This window comes from Mechercharimyces sp. CAU 1602 (assembly GCF_024753565.1).
Lineage (GTDB): Bacteria > Bacillota > Bacilli > Thermoactinomycetales > JANTPT01 > Mechercharimyces.
In genome coordinates this window covers 51,485-64,647 of the sequence record NZ_JANTPT010000003.1, presented here as the reverse complement: position 1 = coordinate 64,647, position 13,163 = coordinate 51,485, and the positions used below count along the sequence as shown (strand labels likewise).

At 41.4% G+C, this 13,163-nt stretch carries 10 protein-coding genes and 2 pseudogenes; 2 read left to right on the top strand and 10 right to left on the bottom strand.

Going from position 1 to position 13,163, the window contains the following annotated elements:
- Window positions 1–226: 226 nt before the first annotated feature.
- The 3 genes and pseudogenes from NXZ84_RS12790 to thrS form a co-directional block, all read right to left on the bottom strand.
- Window positions 227–953, bottom strand: a pseudogene (locus tag NXZ84_RS12790) (IS3 family transposase); the annotation flags it as partial.
- 38 nt (window positions 954–991) lie between these two features.
- Window positions 992–2,132 (bottom strand): annotated as a pseudogene (locus NXZ84_RS12785) (IS3 family transposase).
- Between the two features lie 89 nt (window positions 2,133–2,221).
- Window positions 2,222–4,156, bottom strand: coding sequence for a threonine--tRNA ligase (thrS, locus tag NXZ84_RS12780; RefSeq protein WP_258840725.1), 1,935 nt, complete (start codon window positions 4,154–4,156; stop codon window positions 2,222–2,224).
- Between the two features lie 1,462 nt (window positions 4,157–5,618).
- On the opposite strand from thrS, the gene NXZ84_RS12775 reads away from it, so the two are divergent.
- Window positions 5,619–6,775 (top strand): IS3 family transposase gene (locus NXZ84_RS12775; protein WP_258840724.1). Its coding sequence is split into 2 segments (ribosomal slippage): window positions 5,619–5,859 and window positions 5,859–6,775, totalling 1,158 coding nucleotides; the frame shifts between segments, so codons are not numbered across the junction.
- A 2-nt stretch (window positions 6,776–6,777) separates the two neighbouring features.
- On the opposite strand, the gene NXZ84_RS12770 is transcribed toward NXZ84_RS12775, so the two are convergent.
- The 7 genes from NXZ84_RS12770 to NXZ84_RS12740 form a co-directional block, all read right to left on the bottom strand.
- Complete coding sequence (locus NXZ84_RS12770) at window positions 6,778–7,548, bottom strand: VWA domain-containing protein (protein WP_258840723.1); 771 nt, start codon at window positions 7,546–7,548, stop codon at window positions 6,778–6,780.
- 55 nt (window positions 7,549–7,603) lie between these two features.
- The gene (locus tag NXZ84_RS12765) at window positions 7,604–8,143 is read right to left on the bottom strand and encodes a hypothetical protein (protein ID WP_258840722.1); all 540 of its coding nucleotides are present in this window, start codon (window positions 8,141–8,143) and stop codon (window positions 7,604–7,606) included.
- Window positions 8,136–8,354 (bottom strand): hypothetical protein, encoded by a 219-nt coding sequence (locus tag NXZ84_RS12760; protein WP_258840721.1) that lies wholly within the window; start codon window positions 8,352–8,354, stop codon window positions 8,136–8,138. The genes NXZ84_RS12765 and NXZ84_RS12760 overlap by 8 nt, the downstream gene beginning before the upstream one ends.
- A gap of 10 nt (window positions 8,355–8,364) precedes the next feature.
- Complete coding sequence (locus NXZ84_RS12755; RefSeq protein ID WP_258840720.1) at window positions 8,365–9,258, bottom strand: hypothetical protein; 894 nt, start codon at window positions 9,256–9,258, stop codon at window positions 8,365–8,367.
- A gap of 246 nt (window positions 9,259–9,504) precedes the next feature.
- Window positions 9,505–9,792, bottom strand: coding sequence for a hypothetical protein (locus NXZ84_RS12750; RefSeq protein ID WP_258840719.1), 288 nt, complete (start codon window positions 9,790–9,792; stop codon window positions 9,505–9,507).
- Window positions 9,782–11,209: a radical SAM protein gene (locus tag NXZ84_RS12745; RefSeq protein WP_258840717.1), complete on the bottom strand. Its 1,428-nt coding sequence runs from the start codon at window positions 11,207–11,209 to the stop codon at window positions 9,782–9,784. Before NXZ84_RS12745 ends, NXZ84_RS12750 begins: the two co-directional genes overlap by 11 nt.
- A 1-nt stretch (window position 11,210) precedes the next feature.
- Window positions 11,211–11,978, bottom strand: coding sequence for a prolipoprotein diacylglyceryl transferase family protein (locus NXZ84_RS12740; RefSeq protein ID WP_258840716.1), 768 nt, complete (start codon window positions 11,976–11,978; stop codon window positions 11,211–11,213).
- Window positions 11,979–12,186: 208 nt separating this feature from the next.
- Here NXZ84_RS12740 and NXZ84_RS12735 point away from each other — a divergent pair, with 208 nt between their 5' ends.
- Window positions 12,187–13,080: a glycerophosphodiester phosphodiesterase gene (locus NXZ84_RS12735; RefSeq protein WP_258840915.1), complete on the top strand. Its 894-nt coding sequence runs from the start codon at window positions 12,187–12,189 to the stop codon at window positions 13,078–13,080.
- Window positions 13,081–13,163 lie beyond the last annotated feature (83 nt).

The window sequence follows — 13,163 nt, the reverse complement described above, 5'->3', positions numbered from 1 at the left end:
TTAGTGAAGACGGTTACCCCCACGACTCAAACAAATTTTCCACATTACATGATAACATAATGTTCAAACTTGTCCAATGGGGCTGGAGACTTTGATTTCAGCTGATCCAATATTCGATCTTGATACACTCCGAGGATATGATTATTACTTTCGTTTCAGTAAGTACGCCAACCGCAAGGCGACTTGAGTCAATAAGTGAGACAGTAAAAGTTAAGTCTAAGCTGACAGAGATTGATAAAAGTTGATCCTCAAACTGTTGAGGGGTGAGAAAACCGAGTCCACTATGAACTCGGTTTCGGTTATACCAGCCCTCAATGAATTGAAAGATTGCCATTTTTGCCTCACCAAAGTCTTGATAGCACCTATGATGAACTTCTTCTTTTTTTAAAATGGCATGGAAAGACTCGATACAGGCATTGTCATAGGGATATCCTTTTGCACTGAAGGATTGCTGGGTGCCCTTTTGTTGAAGGAATTGGGTCAGATCCGTTACCCACTTCTGATTCAATCCCGTTGTGGTGAAGCCCCTCTTTAAGAGGTTCTTGCGTTCTTGGATGGATGTCTTCTTCGAATAGGGTCGAAATTTCTTATGGGTGATCGTGAAGATGCCCATTTTACGCATCAAGCGCTGCACTCGCTTTAGGCTCAACGACAGCCCTTGATGATACAGCATCCAATGGATTTTGGGTGCCCCATAGCGCTGTTTGCTTTTTAGGTAAATCTCAAGGATCATTCACTTCAATTTCTGGTTCTCCCGGTCACGAGAAGATGGTTTTTGATTCAACGATCGGTAGTACGGCGATGGGAGTGAAGGCTTTGATCCATTTATAAGTCGTCACTTCCAATAGGCCATATTCGCTACTTCATTTTCGAACCGATTGGCCCGATTGGTAAAGCTCGACCACCATTTCTTTGAACTCCCGATTGTATTTCCCATTCGTTTTTTGTTCCATCCGGACACATCCCCCTTATTTATCTTCATTTTAGGGACTTAACCTTTTTGTGTCCACAAAACTATACTAACTCCACAATAGTCAAGCGATGAGTGAACTCTTTTCTTGTTATAGAAACATTCGATGTATTCAAAGATGCTTTGTTGAGCCTGTTTTCGGGTCTCGAAGCGAGAGAGATAAACGAGCTCTCGTTTGATGATGCTATGGAAGGATCAATGCAAGCGTTGTCGTAGCAGTTCCCCTTTCGGCTCATGCTTCCTTGCATTGCGTATTGCTGGAGTCGATCTTGGTATTCATGAGAAGCGTACTGGCTTCCGCGATCAGAGTGATGGAGAACGGATTCCTTCGGTCTTTGCTGGTCATAAGCGCGATCTAAGGCTTTCAAGACGAGTTCTTTGGTCATCCGACGATCCGCATACCAACCCACAATTTTTCGCGTGTAAAGATCCATAATACTGGCGAGATAGAGCCATCCCTCTTGTGTCGGAACAAAAGTCATGTCCGCCATCCACACTTCATCGGGACGCTGGGCGATGAAGGATTGGTTAAGAATGTTCTTATGAACAGGATAGTCATGTTTGGATTGCGTCGTGGCTTTGTATTTCTTGACGGTTCGTGAGAAATAGCCCTTTTCCTTCATGACTCTAGCAACGGTTTTCTGTGAGACACGAAGGCCTTCTTTTCCCAACATCTTCGTGATCTTCGGACTCCCATAAAGACGACGGGAGGCGAGGAAGAGATGCCCTACACGTTCTACAATCTGTTTTCTCCGCTGTTTCTGCCGACTCATGGGGCGATTCCTCCACTCATAATAACCGCTCTTAGATACTTGCATCACCTGACACATCTTCTCCACCCGGAAGTAAGAGCGGTTTTGATCGATGAAGGAGTAGATCACTTCCGGTCTTTTGTGAAGAAGTGCGTAGCCTTTTTTAAGATGGCATTCTCCTCCTCCAGATCACGAATGCGCTTCTGTAACTCCTGATATTCACGATCAGAGGGCTTCAGATTCCCGCTTCCCGGGAACGCTTCTTTCCGATCTTGCTTGTATTGCCGGACCCAATAATACAAGGTTATATTCGAAATACCTAACTCACGAGCGACTTGTGCGACCGACTTCCCTTCTTCTTGAATCATCTCGACCGTCTGCTTTTTAAATTCCCGATCATATCTTTTCATTTCGAACACCTCGAATTGATTTGCTTTTATTGTGGCATTCTCAATTCTTTGTGTCCACTTTTTAGACTAACACTCAGATTTTACACCTATCATATCTTCCTCAATTTATCTTCTTCAAGTAAATTCATTAAGAAAGTTTCCAGTAACATTTCACTAATCTCATCTTCTCCATACTTCCTAACACTTAAAGTGCGACTCTCCCTTTCTTTCTCACCAAGAACTATAGTATAGGGAATTTTTTCGGTCTGAGACTTCCTTATTTTATAACCTAATTTCTCATCACTTGAATCCATTTCAACTCGAATACCAGCTTCACTTAAATTCTCAGAAATTTCTTCCGCATATTCATCAAAAATCTTATTGACAGTTAATATTCGAACCTGAATGGGTGCCAACCAAACTGGAAATGCGCCTTTATACTGCTCTATTAGGAACGAAACAAAACGCTCCATAGTGCTTAAAACCCCACGGTGAATTACTACAGGTCTATGTCCTTTACTATCCTCTCCAATATAATTTAGATCAAAACGTATAGGAAGCTGAAAGTCAAGTTGGACTGTAGAAAGAGTCTCGTCTTTTCCTAACGCAGTTCTAACTTGTACATCTAGTTTCGGACCATAAAAGGCGGCTTCCCCCGGTGCTTCTACATAAGTTAGACCTAATTCATCCATTGTTTCCTTTAGCATACCTTGAGCTAATTCCCACATTTCATCATTTTGAATGTATTTGTCTTTATCCTTCGGATCACGATAGGATAGTCGATGATAATAGTCATTAATACCAAAATCTGTGTAAACCTTTTCGATTAATCGTACGACTCGGGAGAATTCTTCTTTAATCTGTTCGGGACGACAGAAAATATGAGCATCATTTAAAGTCATAACTCGAACGCGTTGAAGACCTGCGAGAGCACCTGACATCTCATAGCGATGCATCATCCCTAACTCTGCAATTCTAAGTGGCAAGTCTCGATAACTTCGCATACGGGACTTATATACTTGCATATGATGAGGACAGTTCATAGGACGTAGCACTAGCTCCTCTTGATCAACTTTCATCGATGGATACATATCATCTTGATAGTGATCCCAGTGCCCAGATGTCTTATATAACTCAACATTTGCCAAGTGTGGAGTATAGACATGTTCATAACCTAGGCTCTCTTCCAAATCAACAATATACCGCTCAATAATACGACGAATTTTTGCTCCTTTAGGTAGCCAAATGGGTAATCCTTGTCCTACTTCACTAGACAATGCAAAAATTTCTAATTCCTTTCCTAGCTTCCGATGGTCTCGCTGTTTTGCTTCTTCAAGTTGGTGGATATAGTCATGTAACTCTTCTTTCTTCCTAAAAGCAGCTGCATAGATACGAGTCAATGATTCTCTATTGGAATCTCCTTTCCAATAGGCCCCTGAAACGGTCATCAATTTAAAAATTTTCACTTTCCCAGTTGAAGTAAGATGAGGGCCTCGGCACAAATCTACAAACTCTCCTTGACGATAAATAGTAACATATTCGTCTTTAGGGATATCTTTAATTATTTCAACCTTAAAACGATCTTCTCGTTCGCGAAATAATTCTATTGCCCTATCACGAGATATAACTTCCCTTTCTATCGCAAGGTTTTCCTTAATTATTTTTTTCATTTCTAATTCAATTTTGGGGAAGTCTTCTGGGGTAAGGGTTTGATCAGCGAAGTCATAGTAAAAACCATTCTCCGTTGTTGGACCTATGGCTAACTTCACATTTGGATATAACCTAAATACAGCATGAGCCATCACATGTGCAGCAGAATGTCTCATAACATCCAAACCTTCTGGATCACGTAGTGTTAAAATCTCAAGATCAACATCCTGATTTAATTTACGAGACAGATCAATAATTTTATTATCAACTTTCGCTACAACAGCTTCCTTTGCTAAGCTTCTGGAAATTGACTGTGCAATCTCTAAAGCAGTTACACCCACAAGATAAGACTTTTTTTCACCATTTTTCAGCCTTACTTTAATCCGTTTTGTCACTCAAAACACCCCTTCTTCTGATTAACCTATACTGTCAACAGATTTTCCAGTTTAATATGAAAATAAACAAACGCCTCATCTCCTCTCACCAGGAACAAAACGCTTGTTTATGGCTCCATCCTACATTTAGTAATACATAAACATTTTCGAATACACTACATCCTCCAGATAATATATGCTCCAGGTAGTATTGTCAATAATAATGGATATAAATAGAAATTATTTTTAGAAAGAGGATACCTCATACTAAGAGGGAGTCAAAAAACTAGGTAATTAGTGGAGCGTTTCTCCTCCTTCATTTTGTCGCTAATTCTGTCAGGGCACGAGTTTTTGTCAAGTATAAGCATACTTTTCAATCAGATGGAAATTATTTTACGTATTCAAATAAGGCCCTATATTAAAGATCAAACTACAATGATGAACCTATTTTAGTTTCTTTTTCGTTTCCACTTTGTTTATTAAGAGGGTAATGAAAAATGGTTTCGACCAGATATTTCTCCAAATCAGAAACATATACACAGCATCTTTTTAATAGCTCCCAGGTAAAATCGAGTATTGTTGAGAACTGGCTGTTTAGAAGTGGCTACCTACCGCTACTCTCTAGGTAGTCACTTCTAAACCTTTCATATTTTTTCTACCTAATAATTTTGTGTGATTCAACTGATACAAAAGAATTTTTTCTTTTCTTTTGTGTAAAAATACATACTGATTCCGTGTAAAAATAACTCTATTTTTGATCCACCTATTTTTACACACGAATTTTCAATTATATGGGCAATCTAAAATGCATTTTCATACCTATTTTTACACGGAATCGCACTTTGCATATAGGTAAGTTTCATTCCGTTTGAATCTCCTCCACCTACGCTACGCTAAGAGGAGGAGATTCTTTGGAACTCCCATCTACTTACAAGATCTAAACCGTCGTCCTAACGACAAAAACTCTTGATCCTTCTTTCGATATATTCAGAGAGAGGACTTAGCAAACTTCATCTAACCTAGATTGGACAGTTTGATCCTGTAAAGCGACTTCAAAAGATGTACGTCCTTGTTTTGTTCGCATTGACTCGCGTAAGATTGAACCTTGTTCCGTCTACTTTGTAAAATACAGTATATCTGTTTTTTTGAAATAGGGAAAAATCATCCGCTATGTTTTAGGGATTGTTGAAGGGAGGTAGAATTGACTTCCTTTATCCACACCAACTTTTTTTCAATTGTGTTAGTTGACGTGAACAAGCTTGATAAGAGAGTCCCTTTTCTTTTTCCTATTGGCTTCATTCCACTTTTCTAGGAAGTGATTAAAGAGGAATAGAAGACAGAATATAAATCATTTGTCTTCGAAGATTTCAACCTCAAGGGTTTAGTCATCAGTACCGTTCAATCCCTATGGAGTTAGTATAGTTTTGTGGACACAAAAAGGTTAAGTCCCTACAATGAAGATAAATAAGGGGGATGTGTCCGGATGGAACGAAAAACGAATGGGAAATACAATTGGGAGTTCAAAGAAATGGTGGTCGAGCTCTATCAATCGGGCCAATCGGTTCGAAAATTAAGTAGCGAATATGGCCTATCGGAAGTAACAATTTACAAATGGATCAAAGCCTTCACTCCCATCGAAGGAACCGGAGAGGAGAAAATGACCCCTGCGGACTATCAGCAGATGAAGAAAGAGATGTTGAAGCTAAAGGAAGAAAACGAAATCCTAAAAAAGGCTATGGCCATATTCGCAAAAAAGTAGCCGACAAAGAGGTTTTAACTGCGATTCAAGAGATCAAGAAGCAACATCCCGTGCAAATGGTGTGTGAGACTCTCGATGTGCCAAGAAGTACGTACTACCGATCGTTGAATCAAAAACCATCTTCTCGTGACCGAGAGAACCAGAAATTGAAGCGAATGATCCTTGAGATTTACCGAAAAAGCAAACAACGCTATGGAGCACCTAAGATTCATCGGATGCTGTTTAATCAAGGGCTGTCGTTGAGCCTAAAGAGGGTGCAGCGCTTGATGCGTAAAATGGGCATCTTCTCGATCACCCATAAGAAATTCCGACCCTATTCCAAGAAAACATCCATCCAAGAACGCACGAACCTCTTAAAGAGGGATTTCACCACAATGGGATTAAATCAGAAGTGGGTATCGGATCTGACCTATGTTCACACCTCTCAAGATGGTTGGTGCTATTTAGCCTCAGTTATGGATCTCCATTCGAAGAAAATTGTTGGTTATTCTTTTTCTCGTCGGATGACCACCGAGGTGGTCATGAAAGCCATCAAAAATGCTTGTCTATCGCAACCAACTGCTCCGGGACTTATCTTACATTCGGACTTAGGTTCCCAATATACGAGTGAGGAACTTACCCAATTCCTTCAACAAAAAGACATCCAGCAATCCTTCAGTGCAAATGGATGTCCCTATGACAATGCCTGTATCGAATCTTTCCATGCTATCTTAAAAAAAGAAGAGGTTCATCATAGGTGCTATCGAGACTTTGATGAGGCAAAAGTGGCAATCTTTCAATTCATTGAGGGCTGGTATAACCGAAACCGAGTTCATAGTGGACTAGATTATCTCACTCCTCAAACTGTTGAGGATCAACTTAATCAATCTCTGTCAGCTTAGACTTAACTTTTTACTGTCTCACTTATTGACTCAAGTCCAATGTTCTTTACATTTTCCCCTGTATGAGACTTTAAATCCTCCTTAGCTCCTTCAATAGCTGCTGCAATCGGTGTCCATCCTGTCGGTTTAAACCTATTAAGAGCTCTCCCAAATACAGCTTGATCATACTTTTCTAAAGGATACACGACTTCAGTGCTAGAGCAAGATATAGATTTATCACTATTACTGTTACTACCTTTATGTCCATATACCCGCAATTCAAGATTAGATCCTTCAGGTAATGATTGTGCAAAGTTTTTCACAGCTTCTTTAGCTAAACTCATCTTTGACTCACCATCTATCTTACCTTCCATACTCCCACTTGCATCTAATAAAATCACTGCATTCATTATTTTTTCTGTTGATGCCGGTGATTCTACACCATCTGGTACTTCTGTATTTTGAAACTCGAAATCAGTATTAAATTCTTTTAACTCTTTAAACAAAGGGCTATAGTCTTCAGCTAACAATTGAATTAGCTTGGTATAAATCTCTTCTTTGTTATCACCATTTTGTATTTTGTCTAATTCTGCTTTTATTTTTTCCTCGTCATAGCTATTACCTGCAAATGTCCCTGGGCCTTCTTCTATCATTTTTTCTACGGAGCGGTCTTTTTCTATTAAATTACTCTTATCCTCCTCTACTTTACCACTATTGGTACTTTTGGCTTGTTCTGGTGAACAGCCTGATATTATCACGAACCCCAATATAATGCTAATGATTACCTTTTTCATACGATCACTCCTAATCATTCTCGAAAAAATTATAGATCCATCTTATTTCCTTCGCTCAACCCGGTGAATGAAACGATAAAAACAAGACCAGCTCATAGGCTAGCATAATAGCTACAGCAATTGCGACTCTTTTAAAATAAAGCGCTATCTTCCTCCTCTTCTCGATTTGAAAGTAATCGTACGCACTTGTCCTAGTTAAAACGACCATAAAGAGTAAGTACAATATCGTAATAATCATCAGAAATGTACTTGCAAACAAACTTTCTCCACGAATAAGAGCGATTACAAGAAAATCGAAAATTTCATAGAATATGTTGTACACCAAATACACCGTCGCTAGCTTCCATCCCCACTTTTCACCTATCAACATACCAACTCCTGCAACGACAGGTAGTATTCCTGTCAGCACAATGACAAAAGTGAGATAAAGGATATTAATTTCTATTAACTGGTGACATCCTGTAAGGGGTGTACATATTATTTCTTGGCTACCTAAGCGCCGAAATGAGGTAAGGAACTGAAGTAGTGTAAAGAATCCCCCTACAGTAATAAGAAATAGAGAAATGATCGTAACACCGATGGGTCGTTTATTCACAGTAAATCATCCTTTGCTTTCCATTAATACCATCTATAAATCCTAGTTTATCACGATTCTCAATAATTACGGCTTCCAACTCTTCCACTGTTAATTTCGTCAAATCTCCTTTGTGCTTCTTATAGAGATCGATACCAATTTGCATAGAAACATATGAATCATACTTATTTATAAGGCAACGACCAGTTCTCCTCTCAAGATGCCCCATCATCGGTTATCTCCTACCCCATCCGATTCTTACGAATCGTAAGTACGTCTTTAAGATACGTTCCTGTACGCCTTGTTAGGGGGTTGATGATCAGATCCGTAGCAAATAGCGGATCTGATTGCAGGTAAAAGTGATCTAGGACGACAAAGCCAGCGAATGGATGATCGGCTTCATCACAATAGAGCCACTCTCCTCCCAATTCACGCCGAAATGTCTCTCCCAGGTACCGCTCTAAGCCATCCATCAACTCATAGTCGGCCCGTGTCGCTTCCGCATCAGGATAGCGTGCCAACATCCATTCCTCTAATACCGGCAACGATGATGGGGTAAAGTCTAACTTTTGTACGAGTGTAGACGGAACTTGAGAGAAGAAATTATCTAGCACCTTCTCCATATCTGACATCCATGCTTGTAATTCTTCTTCGTTAGTAGCGAACTGATAGAAAGAGGTTTCTAGTTTTCCCAGTCTTGCAGGTCGACGTAACATTGTCTTATATAACCTTTCACGATCTTTAATAAAGCTAGCTGTAACCCAAGTATGAGGACAATTCAATCCGGGTTGAATACAAGGCAATCCATAATACACGCTATTTTCCCCAATATCCACATACCAGTGTCCTAAGTGTGGCCTCCGCATCACTTCCCCCACATAACGTGCCAATCCATCCAATAATTCATTACTAAGTTGTTCGTAGGATACAAAATTATGATCCAACCAATCCTTGATGATCAAAATAGTATCTGCTGAAAAATCCAGCTTCTCCTTCCACTCATGTAGCTCCGTTGAAAACAGCCTCTCCAAAGCAGCGTCCATGGTAACAAGCCAACTCCGCAACTCCTTATTTTCTTGATCATAGGGATTCCAGTCAGGCTGAACGATATCCTTCGGGTTGCGATACGAATTCATCTCTATCTCCTCTCTTTTAATGAGTTGTCCCAGTAAACTAGAGATATCTACCAGAATGCTCTACTAAATATTACAACAAAGTAGCGTAAAAATCTCGTTTCTACCATTTTAATCTACATATTATAAGGATAGATCTCGTGCTATCATTCCACAATTAAAGAGACGAGATGATGGGATCGTAGAAGTATGTGCTACAACTACGACGACCCTATCACCTCGTCTCGGTTCCCTTCATACTGATCACTCTTAAGGTGAGTTTAGCATGACCCCACCAAATAACATTCCCCAGCAGGCGGTATTTAAGAGAAATATGGCGACTGCCGTGATAAGTACTCCCTGTGCGATGCCAGGTCGGCCCTTATGTCTGGCAATCATAAAGGCGGGGATAACGCCAATCAGTTGGGCCACACCTATGAAGACGATCAATATTGGGATAATACTTAGCACGAGGGAAATCCCGATGCAGATACCTACTCCGATCCAGACATCTGCCTTTGTACCTTTCCCCTCTTCTTGCTTCTTTTCATCTACCACTTTTTACTCCTCCTATCTCAGCACGAATCTCTTCTAAAATCTGTTCTCGGTCATCGCGATAAAAGAGATTATACGTATCGAAGGGAATAATGCGCCCATCTGGATGAGCGATATGGACGCATGACTTTTTGACAGAGCGTACATCGAAATTATGGACATCGAGGAACTGCATAATGATAACGCGAAAAACGTGATCATATGTGATTTCTGCGGGTGTGGAAACTGCGGGCAAGCAACAGAGTAATTCCTTCAGAGAGTTGGCAGAGGAAGTAGGCGAGTGATGAGTAGAAAAGAGATCAAATACTTTTCCCTTCACTTCTTCTTCCTGCTCAAAGTTGATCGTACTCCGTTTTCCCTGTAAGAGCACCTCCGGATCTATCATGCCTGTCAGTGGAATCGCTCCCTCTTCCGTCTTGAGCGCATAGCCCATGGCGAGACAATCGGGGTGGCAAGGAACTGGAATCATATCTTCTGGGCGGAACACATCCGCTTGCTCCAGGATCATCTGCCGCACTTCGCTTAAGGTAAGGCGATTGATCGCGGGGTCGAAGTCTTGTAAGCGTCCTGCCGCTTGAATAGGTTGGAAGGTTACCCCGCGAACGGCGCGTTGTTTGATGCCGTAGTCGATAATTCTCCCTACTTCATGATCGTTTACACCTTTCTTTAATGTCACCACCAGCGTTGTGGAAATATTATGTTCGTTTAGTCGAGCAATCGCTTTCTCACGCACTTTGCGTAGATCTACTCCTCGCAATTGCCGCAGTGGATCCTCTTCAAAGCTATCAAATTGGAGGTAGATTTCTAAGCCTGGCATATAGGTGGCCAGCCGCTCGACAAAGGTGGGATCAGAAGCGATCTTGATGCCATTGGTATTAATCATGATGTGCTTAATCGGACGAGATTTTACCATTTCTAAAATATCAAAAAAATGCGGATGAATGGTAGGTTCCCCTCCACTGATCTGCACAATATCCGGCTCGATCTCGTTCGCAACGATTGCATCTAACATCAACTCGATCTGCTCTAACGAGCGAAAATCTTGTCGTTGCGGCGAAGAATCGGCATAACAGATAGGACAAGCCAAGTTGCATGAATCGGTAATTTCCAGTAACGTTAAGCAGCTATGTTGTTCATGGTCAGGGCACAATCCACAATCATACGGGCATCCATAGCGAATAGGTGTATTCCAACGTGCAGGCATCTCCCCTGGTTTGATATATGCTCGGCATTGTTTAAAGTATTCCACATCGTTAGCCAGTAGCACTTTTTCAGGTCCATGCTGCAGACAACGCTTTAGCATATACACTTTCTCATCTTGAAAAACGATTTTCGCTTCTACTTTCCGTAGACAGGTAGAACAAATACTCGTCGTCAGTTCATAAAAGAGATATGGTCGATTCTTTGTCGTTTTAGACATGTCATCCGTCCTTTTCAGAATAGATTCCTATCTTCTTTTCCATAGGGAGCCAGCGCCACAATAACCGTAGATAGTAGAGTAGTCCTAACATACATGCCACTTGAATGCTGCTCCATCCCCATAGCAGGGCTGGGGTGGGTTTTAACAGATCCACTCCGAGGCGAAATAACAAATAGCTTGTCATAAAAAGTTGAAACAGGGCACCTGATGGCAGATGAGGGGTACTCTTTTGCTGCAAGAAGAACAATCCCCCTGCCAATGTACACAAGAAGAGAATTTCATACAGTTGCGTCGGATGCCGCGCCATACCATCCCCAAAGTCGATCCCCCACCACATCGCCGTGGCTGTGCCTGAGGTATGGTCGGTCAATCCCGTCAGAAAGCAACCGATCCGCCCCAGCACCATTCCCACAATAAGTGGAAATACCATATCATCGCCCGTTGATTGCCTGACACCCATACGTTTTTTCATCCACTCCACACCGATCAATCCACCTAAGAGCCCTCCGACAATCGTTTTTCCCTGCATCAAATAATATAGATCGTTCCACGAATGCCAGGTTTTAATCGGGTCTTCTAACCAGTAGAGCACCTTTGCTCCAGCGGCAGCTCCCACAGCGGCTCCTACTACCACCCACATGGTTTGCACATAAGAAAGGGAGGATTTCTTTCCTTTTCGTTGCCACATATAGAAGCGGAATCCGATAAAGTAAGCGAGAAATTCAAATAACATATGCGGATGAAGCGTAAAAAACCCCATCTCGATCATCACAGGAAACTGCACACAACCACTTCTTTTCCTTCAATTATCGACGGCGTCATCCATTTTTGTCTACATTATATCTTCTATTCGCTATAAAGCGAAGATTCCCTTGTAAGAAAAGTACTCCCAATCTCAACAATAAGAAAGTTGATTCTTTATATCAGTCTGTTATACTGGGCTCGGAATAATCGAAGGAGTGATAGGAATGATAGAAATGAAGAGATTAAGTAAAATAATTTTACTTGCCACCCTCGCCATCACGCTACTCTTCCCCTTCAATGCTGTCGCAGCACAGGCAGGTAGTGATTCGTCCTTGTCAAAGAAGCAGGAGAATATTTTGAATGTCGCCCATCGCGGAGCATCCGGCTTTGCGCCTGAACATACGATGCTCTCTTATTCTTTGGGGCAATGGATGCAAGGGGATTATATCGAAATCGACTTGCAGATGACCAAAGATGGAGAGTTGATCGCCTTTCACGATGAAACATTGGATCGCACCACTAATGGAAGTGGCCTCGTCAAAGATTATACGTTAGCTGAGATTAAAGAGTTGGATGCTGGCTCTTGGTTTAACGAAGAATATCCCCAAAAAGCATTCCCTCTATTTAAAGGCTTAACCGTCCCTACCTTGGACGAAGTGCTTACCCGATTCGGGAAGCGCGCCAACTACTATATTGAAACAAAGTCCCCCGAAGTATATCCCGGTATGGAAGAAAAACTGCTAGAAACACTAGAGCAGCATGGACTGATCGGAAAAAAAGCACGGGAAAATCAGGTATTGATTCAGTCATTTAGTCAAGAGAGCCTCCAAAAAGTGCATCGCTTAAACCCTGATGTTTCCTTAGTACAACTCCTATGGTATACAGAACCTGCTACCATTACAGCAGCGGAACTGCAGGAGATTAAGAGATATGCGATCGGAATCGGTATGAATCACGACCTCGTCGACCAAAAGTATATCCAGTCGGCACGTGACCATGACCTGCTGGTTCATCCTTATACCGTCAATAAGAAGAAGGATATGCGTAAAATGCTAGATTGGGGGGCAACAGGGATGTTTACCAACTATCCCAACCGCTTACATGAAGTGATTCAAGAACGGAAATAAGCGCATCAATACAGATGAGCTATAAACAAGAAAAAAGCATCCCCTGGGTTTGTTACAGGGGATGCTTCTTCGCTATTCCTTAT